Below are 22,139 nucleotides of genomic sequence, written 5' to 3' on the forward strand. Positions count from 1 at the left end.
TAAAATCTGGCCCTGTTATAAGTCCTGTTTCTCAGGGGTACCCCCCCATAAAAAATCCGCATAATCCCAGCATTGACAGGACCTCCCTCGCATTTTATTTATAGGGCCGTATTTTGCGCCTGCACCTGTTTTCGTTTCACTCTTGTGCCAAGGTCGCTTATTCATTCCCTGACACGAGGTTGTTATGACGAGTTTTGTGGTCGCCAAATTTGGCGGCACCAGTGTGGCCGATTACGATGCCATGAACCGCAGCGCCGATGTGGTGCTGGCCGATCCGAATACCCGCCTGGTGGTGCTGTCTGCCTCCGCCGGCGTGACGAACCTGCTGGTTTCTCTGTCTGAAGGACTGGAAGCGACAGAACGTTTCGTGAAGCTGGATGCACTGCGCAAAATTCAGTTCGACATTCTTGAACGTCTGCAGAACCCTAACGTCATCCGCGAGGAAGTGGAACGTCTGCTGGAAAATATCACTACCCTGGCAGAAGCGGCTTCTCTGGCAACCTCCACCGCCCTGACCGACGAGCTGGTCAGCCACGGTGAGCTGATGTCCACCCTGCTGTTTGTTGAAATCATGCGCGAGCGTAACGTTCAGGCGCAGTGGTTTGACGTGCGCAAAATCATGCGTACCAGCGACCGCTTTGGCCGCGCCGAGCCGGACGTTGAGGCGCTGGCGGAACTGACCAATCAGCAGCTGGCCCCGCGTCTGGCAGACGGCATCGTGGTCACCCAGGGCTTTATCGGCAGCGAAGCGAAGGGCCGCACCACCACGCTTGGCCGTGGCGGCAGCGACTACACCGCAGCGCTACTGGGCGAGGCCCTGCATGCCACGCGCGTGGATATCTGGACTGACGTTCCGGGCATTTACACCACCGACCCGCGCGTCGTTTCCGCGGCGAAACGTATTGATGTGATCGCCTTTGAAGAAGCGGCGGAAATGGCCACCTTCGGTGCGAAAGTGCTGCACCCGGCCACGCTGCTGCCTGCCGTACGCAGCGATATCCCGGTCTTCGTCGGCTCCAGTAAAGATCCAAAAGCAGGCGGCACGCTGGTCTGCAAGAAAACGGAAAACCCGCCGCTGTTCCGCGCCCTGGCCCTGCGCCGTCGCCAGACGCTGGTGACCCTGCACAGTCACAATATGCTGCACTCCCGCGGTTTCCTGGCGGAAGTGTTTGGCATTCTGGCACGCCACAATATCTCCGTGGATCTGATCACCACCTCGGAAGTGAGCATTGCGCTGACGCTGGACACCACCGGTTCAACCTCAACGGGTGACACCCTGCTGACGCAGTCGCTGCTGATTGAGCTGTCTGAGCTGTGCCGCGTGGAAGTGGAAGAAGACCTGGCGCTGGTTGCCATCATCGGCAACAAGCTGTCGCGCGCCTGCGGCGTGGGTAAAGAGGTATTTGGCGTGCTCGACCCGTTCAACATCCGCATGATTTGCTACGGTGCGTCCAGCTATAACCTCTGCTTCCTGGTGCCAGCCGATCAGGCCGAGCAGGTCGTGCAGAAACTTCATCAGAATTTGTTTGAATAAGCGCAAGAGTGGCCCGGGCGTTTTCACTACCGGGCCATTCTTTAGCTTTTCATTACTGTTCTCATCAGCAGCGAATCCAGATCTTTTAAATTTCCTTCTCTGCTGTCGGGTAGTACCGGCGGCACTTCTCCTCTCACCAGCTCACTTTGCAAAAAAGCGTGGAGTAAGGGCCGTTTAGGACCATATTCCGCTTCACCTGCGCGCTGTTTTATTTCCAGTAATGCATCGATTTCCGCACGTAACGGCGCGCACAGTTCGCTCCCGGCAAGCAGTTCGGCAAAACGCATCGGTGGAACGTCTTTCCCCGCTTCTACCCACCGCGCCGCCAGCAAAGGGCGCAGAACATAAAAGTACTTTTTCAGCCGAACCGTTTCCCCCTGTAAATATCCACGGAAGTTTTTTCGGGCCATTGAGTAGTAATGCCAGCGGGCGCGCAATGGCGAAAACCACGCAGGTATCAGCGCACGCAACTCGGCCACTACCGTCTCATCCTCCTGATAAACAACAGGGGAATCCAGCCACTCGATAAGCGTCGGGTTTGCCCCCTTCAGCAGGCCCAGTGCCTTGCGCCATTCCCAGCCACAAACGTCCAGTTCATCATCTATCGGCAGCTCGATCACATCCCGCTGGGATTCGACGCGCAGATACCATTCTGGGTGGTGAACGTACAAAAACCGCACATCATAATCGCTATCCGGTGAGGCAAATCCCCATCCCCGGCTGCCCGATTCACAGGCGTAGAGCACGCGCACGTTATAGCGCTGCTCTATATCGCGAAGTTGCGCGCAGACACGTGCGCGCATCGCGCTATCAACATCGTTGTTGCTCATTTTTTTATCCTTTTACACACACTACCTGACGCAGGGTGTGAACGATCTCCACCAGCGACGATTGCGCGGCCATCACGGCGTCAATGTCTTTATAGGCCATCGGCGTTTCATCGATCACCTCATTGTCTTTGCGACACTCTACGTGAGAGGTCGCCTGAATATGGTCGCTGAGGGTATAGCGTTTTTTTGCCGCCGTTCGGCTCATCACTCGCCCGGCGCCGTGGCTGCAGGAACAGAAGCTTTGCTCGTTGCCGAGGCCACGCACGATGAAGCTCTTTGCGCCCATTGAGCCCGGAATAATCCCCATCTGCCCTTTCTGCGCCGACACCGCACCTTTGCGCGTGATCAGTACCTCTTCCCCAAAGTGATGCTCTTTCTGCACATAGTTGTGATGGCAGTTAACCGCCTCCTGCTGCGTAATAAAGGGCTTTGTCACTTCGCGAGAGAGCGCCGCCAGCACGCGCGACATCATCACTTCCCGATTGTGGCGGGCAAAATCCTGCGCCCACTCCACCGCCTCAATGTAGTCCTCATAGTGACGACTCCCCTCCTGAAAATAGGCCAGATTTTTATCCGGCAGATGTCCCAGATGATGCTGCATATCCTGCTGTGCCAGGGCGATAAACACATTACCGATGGCGTTTCCTACGCCGCGCGAGCCGCTGTGCAACATCACCCAGACGCGCTGCTGCTCATCGAGGCAAATTTCAATAAAGTGGTTTCCGGTACCCAGCGTGCCCAGATGCTGGTAGTTGTTGGTTTTCCGCAACTGCGGGTATTTATCCGTGAGTTGTTTAAAACGTGGGGCCAACACCAACCAGCGATCGTCCACTTCTTTCGGTGGCGTTTCCCACGCGCCTTTATCCCGTCGAGAACGCATATTGGTTCTCCCATGCGGTACTGCCTGTTCAATGGCGCTACGTAAACCGCTGAGATTATCCGGCAAATCACCGGCCACCAGCGACGTGCGAACGGCAATCATCCCGCAGCCAATATCCACGCCAACCGCCGCAGGAATAATTGCCCCTTTGGTCGGAATCACGCTGCCGATGGTTGAGCCTTTACCGAGATGAACGTCGGGCATCACCGCAAGGTGTTTGAAAATAAACGGCATCTTTGCAGTATTCAGTAACTGCGCCTGTGCCTCTGGCTCCACGGGAACGCCGTGAGTCCACATTTTGATCGGGGCGCCGTTTGACGCCGTCAGTAATTCAAAATCATTCTGTTGCATTGCGTTATCCTTTCAGGTTAACAAGGCCGTGTAATACCTGGTCCAGGCCACCAAATACTGAAATTTTGTCGATACGCTCCGCGACCCTTTCCAGGGTTTCCAGCTCTTTTAAACGCAGCGCCACCGGGTTGTTCTCCATCACCTTTGCGGTGTTTAACAGCGATCGTGTCGCCGCCGTTTCTTCACGTCGGCGAATAACATTCGCCTGGGCCGATTTTTCGGCCTCTACCAGACGGGATAAAATCGTTTTCATATCACCAGGTAAAACAATATCTTTTACCCCAAGCGACGCAATTTCCATTCCAAAGGATGACAGGCGGCCTTGCACCTGTTTGCTGACCACCTCATCAATGATCTGCTTATCTTCCAGTAACTCATCGAGCGTGCGGGTGCCGACCGCCTCACGCAGTGCGAACTGGAGTTCGCGGTACAAATGTTCCAGCGGTTTCGTAAGCTGTCCGCAGGCCTGCAGCACGTCGCTGTAGCGCCAGTTAGCCGCCAGGTTCAGGCGCAGGTTAACTTTGTCCTTCGTCAGGATCTCCTGCCCGCTCACTTCCACCACCTGAAGGCGCGTATCCACTACCTCTGCCTCAACCAGATGGTTAATTTTCCAGTAAGCCGTCAGTCCCGGCGGTAACAGTGCCTGAATTTCTCCGTCGATTTTCACCACCCCGACGTGCCAGGCAGGTACCTGTACGACCAGCATCGCGTCGCGCCCCTTTAGCGCGCCATTACGACGCGGTTGCAGAGCAGCATTCATCACGTCCACCGGCACCCGCACGTCGCGGGTATCGATTCTTTGCAGGGTCAACGCCGCATCCTGCTGCCAGTACAGACGACGAGTCGAAGGCGGCACAATTTCCTGCAATACGCCGTTGTTCGATAACACCCCGATTTCATCTGCAGTAAGGTCAACCGCCAGGCAGTAACGTACCACCCAGTCAGGCTGAAAGCGGCGCAGATAATCCGCCAGCGCACCCGGCACCTCGCTGCCATCCTGGCTCACCACCAGCACGTCGTCAGTATTGAACCAACCCAGACGGTGTTCACCCGCCTCCAGTACCCGGTAATAATCGCCAGTTTTTGCTACCAGTCCTAACTGACCTTTTTTTATCGTGATTTTTTTAGCCATTTTATATTCCTTAAAGTCAGGCGCGGGTGCAGGCACGAAATCACAGGGGAATGCCTTTTCGCCTGCGATCCGGCGCCATTACCGGCGACCTTCATTGGGATTGCTGACTGCGCAATACCCGTTTTTACTTTGATGTTTACAACCAGTTTTCATTGGGAGAATGAATCGGGAATCGAACCCTTCTATCTGTCATTGTTTGACGGAACGCCCCCGGAAAACAGCCTTGCCGTTCCTGGTGCGCCGACGGGGCCTTAACCCCCAGTGTGCTCAACGTCATGACGTTATCTGTATTGCCAGAAGCGTGCCAAAAACAAAAATCGCTGTTTTATTTTTTTATTTTATTGATAATCAATGATTTTTATTTATCGCGCTTTTCATGCATTGCCGTTCGGCTCAACATTTCTTATCCTGCTATATCGACAATTATCTTTCTGGATAAACATGAAGAAGCGGAAGGTGGTGATCGGGGTGCTTGGCACCGTGATGGATAAACGAGGAAAGCGGGCTAATCGCTTTCGCAAATGGCGACCGACCGTCGGGCTGTGCCAACAGCCGGATTTCCCGGTCGACAGGCTGGAGCTACTACATCAACCGCGAGATCTCGGCATGGCTCAGCAACTGGCGGAAGATATTGTGCTGGTTTCCCCCCACACCGAGGTGCGTCCCAGCACGGTAATCATTGAAGACCCGTGGGATTTCGAAGAGGTTTATGCCGCGTTTCTCGATTTCGCCACCCAGTACACTTTTGATACCGATCGCGAAGAGTATTTCGTCCACATCACCACCGGCACGCATGTGGCGCAGATCTGTTGGTTCCTGCTGACGGAAGCCCGCTATCTTCCCGCCAGCCTTTTGCAGACTGGCCCTGCCAGAAAAGAAGCCTCTGCTGAGGAGACTGCAGCCGGAACTTACTCAATTATCGATCTGGATTTAAGCCGCTACACGACCCTTACCAACCGTTTTCAGCGCGAGCAGCAGCAGTCAATCTCATTTCTGAAAGCGGGTATTGAGACGCGAAATGCCACCTTTAACAGTCTGATCGACAAGATTGAACGCGTGGCGCTACGTTCAACAGCCCCGATCCTGCTGACCGGCCCCACCGGCGCGGGCAAGTCGTTCCTTGCGAACCGCATTTATCAGCTTAAGCAGTCACGCCATCAGGTTTCCGGCAAACTGGTTTCCGTCAACTGCGCGACCCTGCGCGGTGATAACGCCATGTCCACGCTGTTCGGCCATGTGAAAGGGGCCTTTACCGGCGCACTGTCGGCGCGCAGCGGCCTGCTGCGTGAAGCCGATGGCGGTGTCCTTTTCCTCGACGAGATTGCCGAACTAGGCCTGGATGAACAGGCGATGCTGCTCAAAGCCATTGAAGAGAAAACTTTTTTCCCGTTTGGCTCCGATAAAGAAGTTCACAGCGATTTTCAACTTATCGCCGGAACCCACCGTGATATGCGCCAGTGGGTGGCAGAAGGACGTTTTCGTGAAGATCTCTATGCCCGTATTAATATGTGGAGCTTTGCATTACCCGGCCTTGCCCAACGGAAAGAAGACATCACGCCGAATGTTGACTACGAACTTCAACGTTTCTCTCGCGAAAGCCAGACGCAAATCCGCTTCGATAAAGAGGCACGCGAAGGCTATCTGGCCTTTGCCTGTTCCAGCAGAGCGCTGTGGCGGGGCAACTTTCGCGAACTGAGCGCCAGCGTCGCACGCATGGCGACGCTGGCGGAACGAGGGCGTATTACTCAGGATCTGGTGCTGGAGGAGATCTCACGTCTTCAGACCGACTGGCAAACTGACGTGACGCAGCCTGCAACTGACATGGAGATTGATCTCTTTGACCAGCGGCAACTGGAAACGGTGCTGGAGGTATGTCGCCGCAGCGCATCGTTGTCTGAAGCCGGACGTGAGCTGTTTGCCGTTTCACGGCTCAAAAAAGCCAATCCTAACGACGCCGACCGACTGCGCAAATATCTGGCTCGCTTTAGTCTGAGCTGGGAAAGCATCCGGTCATAATTCATTTGAATATTACTTCCTTACGCGATAAACAATAACTATAGCCGGGCTCGATCCCGGCTTTTTATAACAAACACACGCAACATTCATCGCAAGGAAATCATTATGTTATCCGCCATTACGCGGCTGTTCCCGTTATGGGCGCTGCTGCTCTCCGTACTCGCGTATTACACGCCCACCACGTTCACCGGTATTGGTCCGTGGGTCGCCACGCTGCTGATGCTGATCATGTTCGGTATGGGTGTGCATCTGAAAGTAGACGATTTTAAGCGCGTGTTGTCTCGCCCTGCGCCCGTCGCGGCAGGAATATTTCTGCACTATCTGGTGATGCCGCTCGCGGCGTGGCTGCTGGCGATGGCCTTTAAGATGCCGCCCGACCTTTCCGCCGGGATGGTGCTGGTGGGCAGCGTGGCCAGCGGCACGGCGTCCAACGTCATGATCTACCTCGCGAAAGGGGATGTGGCGCTCTCCGTCACTATCTCATCCGTCTCCACGCTAGTTGGCGTCGTTGCCACACCGCTGTTAACCCGCCTGTACGTGGATGCGCATATTCAGGTGGACGTGATGGGAATGCTGCTGAGCATTCTGCAAATCGTGGTGATCCCGATTGCGCTGGGGCTGGTCATTCACCACCTGTTCCCTCGCGTGGTGAAGGCCGTTGAGCCGTATCTGCCCGCGTTTTCGATGATCTGCATTCTGGCCATCATCAGCGCCGTGGTGGCGGGCTCCGCCTCGCACATTGCTTCCGTAGGCTTTGTGGTGATCGTCGCGGTTGTGCTGCATAACACCATCGGCCTGCTGGGCGGCTACTGGGGCGGGAAGCTGTTTGGTTTTGACGAATCTACCTGCCGCACGCTGGCAATTGAGGTAGGCATGCAGAACTCCGGCCTGGCGGCGGCGCTCGGTAAAATTTACTTCTCGCCGCTGGCGGCCCTGCCGGGTGCGCTGTTCTCCGTCTGGCACAATCTCTCCGGCTCTCTGCTGGCGGGCTACTGGTCCGGCAAACCGATTGATGAACAAACGAAAAAAGATGCGGTGAAGCAGGGTTAATTGACTCAGCTTGCTTTACACTGAAGCCTCTCTCTCAGGAGGCTTCAGCAATGGCGACACCACGTTTGACCCAGAAAGACATGACGGAAGCCGAGCAGCGCGAACTGAAAACGCTTCTCGACCGCGCCCGCATCGCGCATGGCCGCACGCTGACCAACGCCGAAACCAATCAGGTGAAAAAAGAGTACATCGACAAGCTGATGGCGCAGCGTGATGCCGCAGCGAAAAAAGCCCGCAAGCTGAAAAAAGAGCAGGCTTATAAACCTGATGCAGAAGCGACCTTTTCCTGGTCCGCCACCACATCAACCCGTGGAAGGCGCTAATCAGCGCCCTTTCTTTTTACGCCCCGGCTGGGTAAAGCGTTTTCCGTTGCCCGGCTTGCCTCGCCCTTTCTCTTCCGCCTGCGGCGCCTTCACGACCGGGCGCTTAATCGCCTGAGCTTTCGGTTTTGCTTTGGCCTTCGGCTTCGCTTCGGACGAGGAGTTCTCGATAAGCTTGAACAGCTCGATCAGCTCGTCGTCCGTTAAGTCGCGCCACTCACCCAGCGGGATGCCGGACAGGCTGACGTTCATGATGCGCGTGCGCTCAAGCTTCGTCACTTCATAACCGAAATACTCGCACATGCGGCGGATCTGGCGGTTTAAGCCCTGCACCAGGGTAATGCGGAACGCGAACGGCGCTTCTTTCTTCACCTTACACTTTTTCGTGACGGTACCGAGGATCGGCACACCGGCGCCCATGCCGCGAATAAAGTCGTCCGTGACCGGTTTATTCACCGTCACAATGTACTCTTTTTCGTGATCGTTACCGGCACGCAGGATCTTGTTGACCAGATCGCCGTGGTTGGTGAGGAAAATCAGCCCCTGAGAGTCTTTATCCAGACGGCCAATCGGGAAGATACGGCTGCTGTGGTTCACGAAATCTACGATGTTGTCCCGCTCGCCGTCTTCTGTGGTGCTGACAATCCCAACCGGTTTGTTCAACGCGATAAACACCAGGTCTTCAGCATCACGCGGTTCGATGACCTGACCATTCACTTTAACCACATCGCCAGGGACCACCTGGTCGCCGATGGTGGCGCGTTTGCCGTTAAGAAACACGTTACCTTGTTCAATGTAACGGTCAGCCTCGCGACGTGAGCAGATCCCGCTCTCGCTAATGTATTTGTTTAATCGGGTTGATTGAGTTGGCAGCATAGTTTCTCCTGTGAAGGGCGAAATATACCTTACCTTGCGGCTGACAAAAAAGTGTTAGTAACCGTTGTTCAAAAAATCGAGTGCATCCCGCAATGAAGCACGGTTTTGCGTAAGATCGGCGACACGCTCGCCTAACTCTTTTGGCGATATGCCTGCCTATTGTTCCATCAGAACGACCTCTGAAAGTCGCTAAAGGAGCCGTTTTCATCAACCCACTGGTTAATGGCCTCGATAGAAACTTTATTTTCTGCTAACCACTCTGCGCGCTGATGCGCACGAAACTGCTCCTGCAGTGCAGCCATGAGTAGTGCACATGAGCCCCCCATCGGAATGCGCATGAATTGGCGAAGTGTAGTGTGTAAATGCGCTTGATAAGGTGTCACGCCTCGCAAAAAGGTTTTGCGAGGCGCTTTCAGAAATTAATACTCATCCCGCTCGTCATCTTCATCCGGCTGTTCCATCACGCTGTAGGCCACCGCGCAGAACAACGAGTTGAGACGCTTCATATCGCCCAGCAGCCCCAGGTGGAGTGAGCTGGTCTCAATACTCTGCACGTTCTGCTGATGCAGACGCTCGACGTGGGCGTGCGAATAGCGGCGGTTCAGGATACGGAAACGATGCTTGTTGCGGCGCAGGCGGCGCGCGCTCGGCACGTCGCTGGAAAAGAAGACCAGCATCGCCAGCTTGAGGTTGCTGACCAGCTGTTCGTGCAGCGCTTCAAGCTCTTTTAAGCCTTCAACGGAGAACGCCCGGCGTGCGGCCAGCGATTTATCGGCTATCTCGCTGCCCATGCGCTCAACAATATCGGAGGCCTGCTCAAGGTTAAGCGACATCTCAATGATTTCCGCCCAGCGGCGGGACTCCTCTTCCGCCAGTTCGTCCTGTGGCATTCGCGCCAGGTAAAGCTTAATGGCGGTATAGAGCACGTTGATATCGTCCGCCAGTCTGCGCAGCTCTTTCTCCTCTCGCGGCTCGCCGTGCATCACCTTTTGCAGGCCTTCGAGCATGGTTTCCATTGCGTCGCCCATGCGCAGCGTCTCGCGCGCGGCATTCGCCAGCGCCAGTGCCGGGGTATCCAGCGCGGACGTATCCAGGTGCTTCGGCTTCAGGCGCGCATCCAGCTCCGGTTCGTCCTGAATGAGACGTTCGCAGAAGCGGGCCATCGGCCCGGCAAAAGGCACCATCGCCAGGCAGCGCACCAGGTTGTAGAACACGTGGAAGTAGATCACCAGCTCCGCCTTCGGCAGCGGGAGGTTATCCATCAGGTTCGCCAGCGGGTGGATAAAGGGCAGGATAATCAGGCTGCCCACCAGCTTAAACAGCAGGCTACCGAGCGCCACGCGGCGGGCGGCAGCGTTGGCCGCGCTGTTATTGAGCATCGCCAGCAGGCCAGAGCCGAGGTTGGCACCTATCACCAGACACAGCGCCACCGGGAAGGAGATCGCCCCGGCGGCGGTAAGCGTGGCCGTCAGCAGCACGGCGGCCAGGCTGGAGTAGCTGACGATGGCAAACACCGCGCCAATCAGCGCGTCGAGCATGATGTCCCCGGTCAGGGAAGCGAAGATGACCTGAACGCCGTTGGCCTCGGTAATAGGGGTGACCGCCTGCACAATCAGCTCCAGCGCCAGCAGAATCAGCCCCAGGCCAATGCCTACGCGCCCTAGCTGCCCGGCGCGCGTCTGTTTACGACCGAGGAAGAAGATAACGCCGACAAAAATCAGCAGCGGCGACAGCCAGGAGAGATCGAAGGTCAGTATACGCGCCATCAGCGCGGTCCCCACGTCGGCCCCCAGCACAATGACCAGCGCCGGAGCCAGCGCCACCAGATCCTGCGCCACAAAGGAGGTGACAAGCAGGGTTGTGGCGTTACTGCTCTGCACCAGTGCCGTTACGCCAATACCCGCGCAGAAGGCGAGCGGCTTCTTCTCAACGCTGCTGCTGAGAACGGTACGCAAGCGCGCGCCAAAGACGCGCATCACACCGGTACGAACGATATGGGTGCCCCATACGAGCAGTGCGACTGCAGAAAGCAGGTGTAACAAGGTCAGCACGAAAGGTTTTCCTCCTTATCGTTATTCGTTTTCCATAGGTTCAGTATAAGGGTTTAAGCGTAAGAAAGAGACAAGGCACCCTTGAGGTGCCCTGTTTGTTGTAAGGAAAAGTGACGTTAGTCTGCGTCGTAGCCTAAATTCGGTGCCAGCCAGCGCTCGACTTCTGATACGCTCATGCCTTTGCGCAGGGCGTAATCTTCAATCTGATCGCGCTGCAGCTGCGCCACGGCAAAGTACTTGCTGTCCGGGTGGCTGAAGTACCAGCCGGAGACGGACGCACCCGGCCACATGGCGAACGACTCGGTGAGCTTCATTCCGGTATGGGCTTCGACGTCCAGCAGTTGCCAGATAGTGCCCTTTTCGGTGTGTTCCGGACAGGCCGGATATCCCGGTGCCGGACGAATACCCTGGTAGTTTTCGCGGATCAGCTCCTCGTTGCTGAGGTTTTCATTCGCCGCGTAGCCCCAGTGCACCTTGCGCACGCGCTCGTGCAGGTACTCGGCGAAGGCTTCCGCCAGGCGGTCGGCTATCGCTTTCACCATGATTTTATTGTAATCGTCGTGCTGCGCTTCGTACGCGTCCGCCAGCGCATCTTCTTCCAGACCGCCGGTTACCGCAAAGGCGCCGATATAGTCGGCTTTTCCGCTCAGCTTCGGCGCGACAAAATCGGCCAGGCAGTAGTTGGCAAAGCCCACTTTCTCGGTTTGCTGACGCAGATGGCGGCTGACCGCCAGCACGTGGGTGCGGGTTTCATCGCGATAAATTTCGATGTCGTCTCCCACGCGGTTGGCCGGGAACAGCCCCACCACGCCGCGCGGATTGAGGGTTTTCTCAGCACTCAGCGTGTCGAGCATATCGTTGGCATCTTTAAACAGGCGTTTCGCCTCTTCACCCACGACCTCATCTTCCAGGATGCGGGGATATTTGCCCGCCAGCGACCAGGTCATAAAGAACGGCGTCCAGTCGATGTAGTTGCGCAGCGTTTCGATGCTGGCGCTGACCTCCTGAACGCCCAGGCGATGCGCGACCGGCGGCGTATAGCTCGACCAGTCAAACGCCAGATCGTTATCGCGCGCCGCCTGGAGTGAAACTGGCGGGGTGCGCGGTTTCTTGCGCCCGTGCTGGATGCGAACGGTTTCGTACTCTTTGCGGGTGCGCTCAACAAACTCGTCGCGCTGGGTGTCAGAGAGCAGTGCGGAGACCACGCCCACCGTGCGCGAGGCGTTTTGCACGTACACCGTCGGGCCGCTGTAGTTCTGCTCGATTTTCACCGCCGTGTGCGCTTTGGAGGTGGTCGCCCCACCAATCAGCAGAGGAATGGTGAAGCCCTGGCGCTCCATCTCCTTCGCCACGTTAACCATCTCGTCCAGCGACGGGGTGATCAGCCCGGAGAGGCCAATCAGGTCGGCATTCACTTCGCGCGCGGTCTTGAGGATTTTATCCGCCGGGACCATGACGCCAAGGTCGATAATCTCGTAGTTATTGCACTGCAGCACCACACCGACAATGTTCTTGCCGATGTCGTGCACGTCGCCCTTGACGGTGGCAATGACCATTTTGCCGTTGCTGGAGCCTTTCTCTTTGCTGGCCTCGATAAACGGCTCCAGGTACGCCACGGCCTGCTTCATCACGCGGGCAGATTTCACCACCTGCGGCAGGAACATTTTGCCCTCACCGAACAGATCGCCTACCACGTTCATGCCGTCCATCAGCGGCCCTTCGATCACCTCGATCGGGCGGGCTGACTGCTGACGCGCCTCTTCGGTATCCTGCTCGATAAACTCAGTGATGCCTTTTACCAGCGAATATTCCAGACGCTTTTTCACGTCCCAGGCGCGCCACTCGGCCTGCTGAACGTTGGCAGATTCATCCGATTTGCTGCCGCGGTATTTTTCCGCCAGGTCCAGCATGCGCTCGGTGGCGTCGTCGCGACGGTTAAGAATTACGTCTTCTACCGCGTCGCGCAGCTCTGCGGGCAGGTCGTCGTAAATCGCCAGCTGGCCGGCGTTGACGATCCCCATGTCCATCCCGTTACGGATGGCGTAGTAGAGGAACACGGCGTGGATCGCTTCGCGCACCGGGTCGTTACCGCGGAACGAGAACGACACGTTCGACACGCCGCCGGAGATCAGCGCATGCGGCAGCTCGCGCTTAATGTCCTCGCACGCGCCGATAAAGTCCTGGGCGTAGTTATTGTGCTCTTCGATGCCGGTCGCCACGGCGAAGATGTTCGGGTCAAAGATGATGTCTTCCGGGGGGAAGCCCACCTCTTCGGTCAGAATTTTATATGCCCGGCGGCAAATCTCGATTTTACGCGCGCGGGTATCGGCCTGGCCCACTTCGTCAAAGGCCATCACCACCACGGCGGCACCGTAGCGGCGCACCATCTTCGCGTGGTGGATGAAGACATCAACGCCCTCTTTCATCGAGATAGAGTTGACGATGCCTTTACCCTGAATGCACTTCAGCCCCTTCTCGATCACGTCCCACTTGGAGGAGTCGATCATGATCGGCACGCGGGCGATGTCCGGCTCACCGGCAATCAGGTTAAGGAAACGCACCATCGCCGCTTCGGCGTCGAGCATCCCCTCATCCATGTTGATATCGATAATCTGCGCGCCGTTCTCTACCTGCTGACGCGCGACGTCCAGCGCTTCGCTGTACTTCTCTTCTTTGATCAGACGTTTGAACTTGGCGGAACCGGTAACGTTCGTACGCTCGCCCACGTTCACAAACAGGCTGTCTTCGCCGATGGTCAACGGCTCAAGGCCGGAGAGACGACAGGCAACCGGAAGCTCGGGCAGCTTGCGCGGCGGCAGCCCGGCCACGGCGTTGCTCATAGCAGCGATATGTTCAGGCGTGGTGCCGCAGCAGCCGCCGACGATGTTCAGAAATCCAGACTCGGCCCACTCGCGGATTTGTGCCGCCATGGTGTCGGCATCCAGATCGTATTCACCGAAGGCGTTTGGCAGACCGGCGTTCGGGTGCGCGGTGACGTAGCATTCCGCAATACGCGAAAGCTCCTGCACGTACTGGCGCAGTTCATCTGGACCCAGCGCGCAGTTCAGGCCGAAGGAGAGTGCGTCGGCGTGGCGCAGGGAGTTATAAAACGCTTCGGTGGTCTGGCCGGACAGGGTACGGCCAGAGGCGTCGGTGATGGTACCGGAAATCATGATCGGCAGGTCAACCCCCAGCGCCTCAAACTCCTCTTTCACCGCATAAATCGCGGCTTTGGCGTTGAGGGTGTCGAATACCGTTTCAATCAGGATCAGATCGGAACCGCCTTCCACCAGCGCTTTGGTCGATTCACGGTAGGCAGCAACCAGCTGGTCAAAGGTGATATTACGAAACGCCGGGTCGTTGACGTCCGGTGAAATCGACGCGGTGCGGTTCGTCGGGCCAAGCACCCCGGCAACGTAGCGCGGTTTATCCGGCGTGCGGGCCGTCCACTCGTCGGCGCAGGCGCGCGCCAGCTTCGCGGCTTCCAGGTTGATTTCCGCCGACAGGGATTCCATCTGGTAATCCGCCATGGCGATGGTTGTCGAGTTAAAGGTGTTGGTTTCAACGATATCCGCACCCGCTTCGAAGTAGGCGTTGTGGATATCCTTAATCACGGACGGCTTGCTGAGCACCAGCAGGTCGTTGTTCCCTTTCAGGTCGCAGGGCCAGTCGGCAAAGCGTTCGCCGCGGAAATCATCTTCACTCAGACGATAGCCCTGGATCATGGTGCCCATGCCGCCGTCCAGCACCAGAATTCGTTCATTTAACTGCGCACGCAGTTGCTCTACTTTGCTGCTCACACTTGCTCCCGACAACGCTCAACAAGGCCAAAAGGCTGCGTTCCATACTGGCACAATCTCGCAGGGCGGAAAAGTCGCTCAGCGGTAACATGAGACATGTTCACCATCACTCCTCCGATCAGTCAGGATAACGGTTGCAAATTCACCAAATAAAACGAAAATGATTTCCACGATACAGAAAAAGGAGATCGTCATGGTCGCGACCGTTCCCGCTAAACGCGGCAGAAAACCTGCTGCTGCCACCACCGCACAACAGGGCGGACAGGTTCAATCGCTCACGCGCGGTTTGAAGCTGCTGGAGTGGATAGCCGAGTCGCACAGCAGCGTGGCCCTGACGGAGCTTGCCCAGCAGGCTGGCCTGCCGAACTCCACGACGCACCGTCTTCTGACCACCATGCAGCAGCTGGGCTTTGTCCGCCAGGTGGGCGAGCTGGGGCACTGGGCGGTGGGCGCGCATGCATTTATCGTTGGCAGCAGCTTCCTGCAGAGCCGCAACCTGCTGGCGATTGTTCACCCGATTCTGCGCAAGCTGATGGAGGACTCCGGCGAGACCGTAAACCTGGCGGTGCTGGACCAGAGCGACCATCAGGCGATTATCATCGACCAGGTGCAGTGCACGCAGCTGATGCGCATGTCCGCGCCGATTGGCGGTAAGCTGCCGATGCACGCGTCCGGGGCGGGGAAAGCATTTCTGTCACAGCTGAGCGAAGAGCAGGTGACGGGCCTGCTGCACCGTAAAGGGCTACACGCCTATACCCACGCCACCCTGGTCTCGCCCGTGCATTTGAAAGAAGATCTGGCTCTGACCCGCAAGCGCGGCTATTCGTTTGATGATGAAGAACATGCTCTGGGCCTGCGCTGTATCGCAGCCTGTATTTTTGACGAGCACCGCGAGCCGTTTGCCGCCATCTCCATCTCCGGACCGATTTCGCGCATGACCGATGACCGGGTTACCGAGCTGGGCGCACTGGTAATTAAGGCGGCGAAAGAGGTGACGCTGGCGTACGGTGGGATTCGTTAAGATTGAGTGCGGCCTGACGCCCTCACCCCGGCCCTCTCCCACAGGGAGAGGGAGAAAACATAACGCCCTTACCCTGCGAGCGAGGGAGAAAACCGGATGCAAAACCGCTGCTTACGCCGATATGCATACACATCTTCCACGTGCCCATTTTTGATCCGCGTTTGCAGCCCGCGCCAGTAGCTGGCACGGAACAGATCCTCATGCATTTCTTCGAATAGCGGCCCGATGCGCGGGTCGGCGCACAGCCAGTGGCGAAACTCTTCGGGAAAAACATCGCCCGGCGAGACGCTGTACCACGGCTCGCTGGAAAGCTCATCTTCCGGGTAGCGGGGCGGTGGGATATCGCGGAAATTCACTTCAGTCATGTAGCAAATTTCGTCGTAATCGTAGAACACCACCCGCCCGTGACGGGTAACGCCGAAGTTTTTGAACAGCATGTCTCCCGGGAAAATATTAGCAGCGGCAAGCTGGCGAATCGCGTTGCCGTACTCTTCAATCGCATCTCTTAAAGCCTGACCTTCGGACTGCTCAAGCCAGATATTCAGCGGTACCATGCGGCGTTCAATATAGAGATGGCTAATCACGATTTTATCACCCAAATCGGTGATTTTCGCGGGAGCTTCCTGCATTAACAGCGCCATGAGCGCCGGGTCGACCTGCTGTTTATCCAGCACAAAGTTTTCGAATTCCTGGGTATCCGCCATGCGACCGACGCGGTCGTGCTCTTTAACCAGCTGATAGCAGGCGCGGACGTGCGCGGCGGTCATCTCTTTCTGCGGCGCGAATCTGTCTTTGATCACCTTAAATACCCGGTCGAAACCCGGAAGCGTAAACACCAGCATCACCATGCCGCGAATGCCGGGCGCTTCGATGAACTGCTCATCGGCCGTGGTGACATAGCGCAGGTACTCCCGGTAGCTTTCCGTTTTGGCGTGCTTCTGGCAACCGATGACCATATACAGCTCGGCGGTGGTTTTACCCGGCAGGATCTCACGCAGCCACTCCACCAGCGCGGCAGGTAACGGTGCATAGACCATAAAATAGGAGCGCGCGAAGCCAAACACGATGCTGGCCTCGGCGCCGGTTGTCAGGCAGGTATCGACAAACAGTTCCCCGTCGTCTGTACGGTGGATCGGTAACAGAAACGGCACGATGGCCGTAGGGGTAACCAGTTTACCCACCATCCAGGCAGCTTTATTGCGGTAGAAAAGCTCGTTGGCAACCTGCAAATGGCTGTGGCTGAGCACCTCCGCGCCAAAGGTTTCGTTGAGATGGGCGTGGATATACCCGATATCCCGGGTTTTATTCTCCCAGGGCAGGCGCAGCGGCAAATCCGTTAGCACGCGGTGCAGGAGCTTTTCCCATCCGCGATCGGGAAAGAAATCTTTCGCCAGCGGACGCGGAATGGTACGAAAGCGCCGCTCGGGCTGGGAGCTGAAGATAAATAACCGCTCAGGAGATAATGAGCGGTGGTCAAATAACCGGCAATAGACGGAGTTGAAAAAGCTCTCCGCAATCTCGAAGCGCGGGTAATCGGGTAACAAATGGGTGTAGTGCTCTTTCACGCGCAGTAAAAATTCCGCGTCCGGGCTTTTACCGTCGGTAATACAGCGCAGCTGCTCCACCACCAGACCTACGTGGTGGTCGTAGAGATGGATACGCTGCTTCATGGCCTGCTGAACCGCATGCCAGTCTGCATGTTCGAAGCGCTGCTGCGCGCCGGAGGTTACTTCAAGAAAACGACCATACTGGGCATCGAAGCCCTGCAAAATAGTTTGGGCAATCAGCAATTCCAGACCACGCGACATATATTCCCCCTCACCCCAACCCTCTCCCCGAGAGGGGAGAGGGGGAAAAGATTAGAACTGTGCTTCTTCCGTTGAACCCGTCAAGGCGGTGACGGAGGAGGTGCCGCCCTGAATAATCGTGGTCACATTATCAAAGTAGCCGGTGCCCACTTCCTGCTGGTGAGAGACGAAGGTATAACCATCTTTGCCCGCCGCAAATTCCGGCTGCTGCACCTTCTCAACGTAGTGCTTCATGCCCTCACCCTGGGCATAGGCGTGCGCCAGGTCGAACATGTTGAACCACATGCTGTGGATGCCTGCCAGAGTAATGAACTGGTATTTGTAGCCCATGTCGGACAGCTGCTGCTGGAAGCTGGCGATGGTTTTGTCATCCAACTTTTTCTGCCAGTTGAAGGACGGCGAGCAGTTGTAGGCCAGCAGTTTGCCCGGGTACTTCGCATGAATAGCATCAGCGAAGCGTTTTGCCAGCGCCAGATCCGGCGTGGACGTTTCACACCAGACCAGATCCGCGTAAGGCGCGTACGCCAGACCACGGCTGATAGCCTGCTCGATACCTGCGTGGGTACGATAGAAACCTTCACTGGTGCGCTCGCCGGTGATGAACTCGCTGTCGTACGGATCGCAGTCAGAGGTGATCAGGTCAGCCGCGTCCGCATCGGTACGGGCAATGACCAGCGTCGGCACGCCGAGCACGTCAGCAGCCAAACGTGCGGCAACCAGCTTCTGAACCGCTTCCTGTGTAGGAACCAGCACTTTACCGCCCATATGTCCGCACTTCTTCACTGACGCCAGCTGGTCTTCGAAGTGAACGGCCGCTGCACCGGCCTCAATCATCGATTTCATCAGCTCGAAGGCGTTCAGCACGCCGCCGAAGCCCGCTTCCGCATCCGCAACGATCGGCAGGAAGTAATCAATAAAGCGCGGATCGCCAGGTTCGATACCGGCAGCCCACTGGATCTGATCCGCACGGCGGAAGGTGTTGTTGATCCGATCCACGACCGACGGCACGGAGTTAGCCGGATAGAGCGACTGATCCGGATACATGCTGGAGGCCAGGTTGGCGTCCGCCGCGACCTGCCAGCCGGAGAGGTAAATAGCCTCAATACCCGCCTTCGCCTGCTGCAGAGCCTGACCGCCGGTCAGCGCGCCGAGGCTGTTGATGTAGCCTTTTTTGGAACCGCCGTGCAGCAGTTTCCACATTTTCGCCGCGCCATTTTGCGCCAGCGTGCATTCCGGATTGACCGAGCCGCGTAATTTCACCACTTCCTCAGCGCTGTAAGGACGGCGGATGCCTTCCCAGCGAGGTTGTGTCCACTCTTTCTTCAATTCTTCGATTTGTTGGGTACGGGTTTTCATGTGCAGATGCTCCATATTGTTATGTGGTGGATTACGCCAGGAAGCGGTAGCCCGGCAGGGTCAGGAAGTCGATTAAGTCATCTGATGTGGTGATTTGCTCCATCAGGCGCGCGGCGTCATCAAAGCGTCCGCTGCTGAAGCGGTGTTCGCCCAGCTCGTCCTGGATCACCCGCATCTCTTCGGCGAGCATCTGGCGGAACAGGGTCTTGGTTACCGGTTTGCCGTTGCTGAGCGTTTTTTGATGGTGGATCCACTGCCAGATAGAGGTTCGTGAGATCTCCGCCGTCGCGGCATCTTCCATCAGGCCGTAGATCGGCACGCAGCCGTTGCCGGAGATCCACGCTTCGATGTACTGTACCGCAACGCGGATATTGGCCCGCATCCCCTCTTCCGTCCGTTCGCCCGCGCACGGGGCCAGCAGCTGTTCTTCAGCCGTTGGGGCATCGTCTTCACGTGTGACAAACAGCTGGTTTTTGTTGTCGCCGAGGACGCGGTTGAAGACCTCCATTGCCGTATCGGCCAGGCCGGGATGGGCAATCCACGTGCCGTCGTGACCGTTACGGGCTTCAAGCTCTTTATCGGCTTTCACCTTGTTGAGCACCTGATTGTTGCGCTCTGCGTCTTTGCTTGGGATAAAAGCCGCCATGCCGCCCATCGCAAAGGCGCCGCGCTTGTGGCAGGTTTTGATCAGCAGACGCGAGTAGGCGCTCAGGAACGGTTTATCCATGGTCACGACCTGGCGATCCGGAAGCACGCGATCGGGATAGTTTTTCAGGGTTTTGATGTAGCTGAAAATATAGTCCCAGCGTCCGCAGTTCAGACCGACAATGTGGTCACGCAGGGCGTGCAGAATTTCATTCATCTGGAATACGGCAGGCAGCGTTTCAATCAGTAGGGTAGCTTTGATGGTGCCGCGCGGCAGATTGAAACGATCTTCCGCGTAGCTGAAGACCTCGCTCCACCAGGCTGCTTCCTGCCAGGCCTGCGTTTTAGGCAGATAGAAATACGGGCCGCTGCCCTTCGCCAGCAGGGCTTTGTAGTTGTGGAAGAAATAGAGCGCGAAATCAAACAGACTTCCCGGAATGGCTTCCCCACACCAGGTGACATGTTTTTCAGGCAGGTGCAGGCCGCGCACGCGGCAGATCAGCACCGCCGGGTTCGGTTTGAGCTGGTAAATTTTACCGGCTTCGTTGGTATAGCTGATGGTGCCGTTCACGGCGTCGCGCAGGTTGATCTGCCCCTCGATGACCTTACGCCAGTCCGGCGCCAGGGAATCTTCAAAATCGGCCATGAAGACCTTAACGTTCGCGTTCATGGCGTTGATCACCATTTTTCGCTCTACCGGACCGGTGATCTCAACGCGACGATCCTGTAAATCTTCAGGGATGCCGCGGATTTTCCACTCGCCACGGCGAATGGAAGCGGTTTCCGAAATAAAACCAGGCAACTTGCCGTTATCAATTTCCTGCTGCTGATGAATGCGTGCCGCCAGCAGCTTATTACGCTGCGGCGTAAAGCGGGTCACCAGTTCAGTCAGAAATTCTACCGCTTCTGCCGTCAATACCTGCTGTTCTTGCTCACCATACGGCTGGGTAAAGGCCAGTTCATCGACCGTCGTTGCCTGTTGAGTCATTACTCTGCTCCTCATCAAAGATCCAAAATCACGCTCCCGATGCGAACGAAAGATCGTTGGGTAGTTTTCGCTCAGCAGAATTAAGACTATCTCCATTTTTTCTAAAATCAAAAACAATTTCCATTTTAATTATAAATAGCAATTAATTTATTGATTTTATTAAGATTAAAGTTTTACAGAATGGTGAGTTATATTTCGGAAATAAAAAAGGCACCCGAAGGTGCCTGATTTGAATAGCTGAAACGCTTTAGGATCGTTTAGTGCAGACGATTACTCCAGCGTTGGATTCATGTGACGCAGATCGTATGGTGTGATCTGGTAGACGTAATAGTTGAGCCAGTTAGTAAAAAGCAAATTCCCGTGGCTGCGCCAGGTCGCTCTTGGTTTGTTTTGTGGATCGTCTTTCGGGAAATAGTTGTACGGGACATCCGGGTTAAGACCCGCTTCGACATCACGGAAATACTCTGACGCAAGGGTGTGCGGATCGTATTCAGGATGTCCGGTCACAAAGGCAATGCGCTTATCTTTACTGGCAAACAGGTAAGCGTCCCCATCTTCCGTTTCGGCCAGGATCTCCAGATCGGTGTAATCACGAATCAGCTGGGCCGGGAAATCGGCGTAGCGAGAATGCGGGGCCAGGAAAGAATCATCGAAACCACGCGTCAGCAACGCATGTGGATGGAGAATGTGGTGTTCGTATACGCCGGAGAGCTTTTCAGTGCGGGTTTGCTTGGGGATGCCATAAAGAATATTCAGTGCGGCTTGTACCGCCCAACAGACAAACAGCGTGGACGTGACGTGATCTTTTGCCCACTCCAGAACCTGTTTGATCTGCGGCCAGTAGGCGACATCGTTAAATTCAACCAGACCGAGCGGCGCGCCGGTCACAATCAGTCCGTCGAAATTTTCACCCTGAATGTCATCGAAGTTACAGTAGAAGTTGTTCAGATGCTCAGAAGGCGTGTTACGTGACTCACGGGCATCGATTCGCAGCAGCTGAATATCGACCTGCAGCGGGGAGTTCGATAGAAGACGCAGGAACTGGTTCTCTGTTTCGATCTTTTTTGGCATCAGATTGAGAATAAGCACCTTCAGCGGGCGAATTTCCTGACCTGTCGCACGTGAAGTCGTCATGACAAAGACATTTTCTTCACGCAAGAAATTGACGGCTGGTAGCTCGTCCTGCACCCGAATCGGCATAGCTTTATATCCTCACAGCATACGTATAAACGTTTAGACATCCAGATAGCTAACGATACCCAGAAACGGTTTGAATGTCGAGTCTGCAAGCGGAAGGTGAGAAAGTTTCAAGGAGAGAATGGTACGGTTTGATGCCCTCACCCCGTCTCTCTCCCACAGGGAGAGGGTGAAAAACAAAAGCAAAAAACCCCGCACCTTTCGGTACGGGGTTCTTCTATTTTGATGCCTGGCAGTTCCCTACTCTCACATGGGGAGACCCCACACTACCATCGGCGCTACGG

The 22,139-nt window shown here is 56.2% G+C and carries 16 protein-coding genes; 5 read left to right on the forward strand and 11 right to left on the reverse strand.

Annotated features, from left to right (window positions below; all coding sequences use genetic code 11):
- Nucleotides 1-184 precede the first annotated feature (184 nt).
- The gene (gene lysC, locus USH94_RS20460) at nt 185-1,534 is read left to right on the forward strand and encodes a lysine-sensitive aspartokinase 3 (protein WP_111965816.1); all 1,350 of its coding nucleotides are present in this window, start codon (nt 185-187) and stop codon (nt 1,532-1,534) included.
- A 41-nt stretch (nt 1,535-1,575) separates the two neighbouring features.
- Here the strand turns inward: lysC and USH94_RS20465 are convergent, their stop codons facing one another.
- The 3 genes from USH94_RS20465 to USH94_RS20475 are packed head-to-tail and all read right to left on the reverse strand — an operon-like array spanning nt 1,576 to nt 4,727.
- Nucleotides 1,576-2,364, reverse strand: coding sequence for a DNA polymerase beta superfamily protein (locus USH94_RS20465; RefSeq protein WP_111965815.1), 789 nt, complete (start codon nt 2,362-2,364; stop codon nt 1,576-1,578).
- 4 nt (nt 2,365-2,368) lie between these two features.
- Nucleotides 2,369-3,595 carry an RtcB family protein gene (locus tag USH94_RS20470; RefSeq protein WP_111965814.1) on the reverse strand — a complete coding sequence of 409 codons (1,227 nt, stop codon included), beginning with the start codon at nt 3,593-3,595 and terminating at the stop codon, nt 2,369-2,371.
- A gap of 4 nt (nt 3,596-3,599) precedes the next feature.
- A complete protein-coding gene (locus USH94_RS20475; RefSeq protein ID WP_111965813.1) occupies nt 3,600-4,727 on the reverse strand; it encodes a slipin family protein in 1,128 nt (375 codons plus the stop codon).
- Nucleotides 4,728-5,168: 441 nt separating this feature from the next.
- Here USH94_RS20475 and rtcR point away from each other — a divergent pair, with 441 nt between their 5' ends.
- From rtcR to USH94_RS20490, 3 genes are all read left to right on the forward strand, one after another.
- Nucleotides 5,169-6,743, forward strand: a complete 1,575-nt coding sequence (gene rtcR / locus USH94_RS20480) for an RNA repair transcriptional activator RtcR (RefSeq protein ID WP_039024657.1) — start codon at nt 5,169-5,171, stop codon at nt 6,741-6,743.
- 105 nt (nt 6,744-6,848) lie between these two features.
- Complete coding sequence (gene panS, locus USH94_RS20485; RefSeq protein WP_111965812.1) at nt 6,849-7,793, forward strand: ketopantoate/pantoate/pantothenate transporter PanS; 945 nt, start codon at nt 6,849-6,851, stop codon at nt 7,791-7,793.
- A gap of 50 nt (nt 7,794-7,843) precedes the next feature.
- Nucleotides 7,844-8,116 carry a DUF3811 domain-containing protein gene (locus USH94_RS20490; RefSeq protein ID WP_023309994.1) on the forward strand — a complete coding sequence of 91 codons (273 nt, stop codon included), beginning with the start codon at nt 7,844-7,846 and terminating at the stop codon, nt 8,114-8,116.
- Here USH94_RS20490 and rluF read toward each other — a convergent pair whose 3' ends face one another.
- From rluF to metH, 4 genes are all read right to left on the reverse strand, one after another.
- Nucleotides 8,117-8,989 carry a 23S rRNA pseudouridine(2604) synthase RluF gene (gene rluF / locus USH94_RS20495; RefSeq protein WP_111965811.1) on the reverse strand — a complete coding sequence of 291 codons (873 nt, stop codon included), beginning with the start codon at nt 8,987-8,989 and terminating at the stop codon, nt 8,117-8,119. It lies immediately after the preceding gene.
- Nucleotides 8,990-9,156: 167 nt separating this feature from the next.
- Nucleotides 9,157-9,327: a type II toxin-antitoxin system CcdA family antitoxin gene (locus tag USH94_RS20505; RefSeq protein ID WP_376708935.1), complete on the reverse strand. Its 171-nt coding sequence runs from the start codon at nt 9,325-9,327 to the stop codon at nt 9,157-9,159.
- Nucleotides 9,328-9,408: 81 nt separating this feature from the next.
- On the reverse strand, nt 9,409-11,040 hold the full coding sequence (locus USH94_RS20510; protein ID WP_111965810.1) for a Na/Pi cotransporter family protein: 1,632 nt from the start codon (nt 11,038-11,040) through the stop codon (nt 9,409-9,411).
- A gap of 116 nt (nt 11,041-11,156) precedes the next feature.
- Nucleotides 11,157-14,840, reverse strand: coding sequence for a methionine synthase (gene metH, locus USH94_RS20515; protein WP_111965809.1), 3,684 nt, complete (start codon nt 14,838-14,840; stop codon nt 11,157-11,159).
- Between the two features lie 193 nt (nt 14,841-15,033).
- On the opposite strand from metH, the gene iclR reads away from it, so the two are divergent.
- The gene (iclR, locus tag USH94_RS20520) at nt 15,034-15,861 is read left to right on the forward strand and encodes a glyoxylate bypass operon transcriptional repressor IclR (protein ID WP_127729219.1); all 828 of its coding nucleotides are present in this window, start codon (nt 15,034-15,036) and stop codon (nt 15,859-15,861) included.
- A gap of 68 nt (nt 15,862-15,929) precedes the next feature.
- Here iclR and aceK read toward each other — a convergent pair whose 3' ends face one another.
- From aceK to metA, 4 genes are all read right to left on the reverse strand, one after another.
- Nucleotides 15,930-17,669 (reverse strand): bifunctional isocitrate dehydrogenase kinase/phosphatase, encoded by a 1,740-nt coding sequence (gene aceK, locus USH94_RS20525; protein WP_111965807.1) that lies wholly within the window; start codon nt 17,667-17,669, stop codon nt 15,930-15,932.
- Nucleotides 17,670-17,720: 51 nt separating this feature from the next.
- The gene (gene aceA / locus USH94_RS20530; RefSeq protein ID WP_024906665.1) at nt 17,721-19,025 is read right to left on the reverse strand and encodes an isocitrate lyase; all 1,305 of its coding nucleotides are present in this window, start codon (nt 19,023-19,025) and stop codon (nt 17,721-17,723) included.
- Nucleotides 19,026-19,056: 31 nt separating this feature from the next.
- Complete coding sequence (gene aceB / locus USH94_RS20535; RefSeq protein WP_111965806.1) at nt 19,057-20,658, reverse strand: malate synthase A; 1,602 nt, start codon at nt 20,656-20,658, stop codon at nt 19,057-19,059.
- 270 nt (nt 20,659-20,928) lie between these two features.
- The gene (metA, locus tag USH94_RS20540) at nt 20,929-21,858 is read right to left on the reverse strand and encodes a homoserine O-acetyltransferase MetA (RefSeq protein WP_008503405.1); all 930 of its coding nucleotides are present in this window, start codon (nt 21,856-21,858) and stop codon (nt 20,929-20,931) included.
- Nucleotides 21,859-22,139 lie beyond the last annotated feature (281 nt).

The sequence above is a fragment of the Enterobacter sp. 148H3 genome (assembly GCF_034107425.1).
Lineage (GTDB): Bacteria > Pseudomonadota > Gammaproteobacteria > Enterobacterales > Enterobacteriaceae > Enterobacter > Enterobacter vonholyi.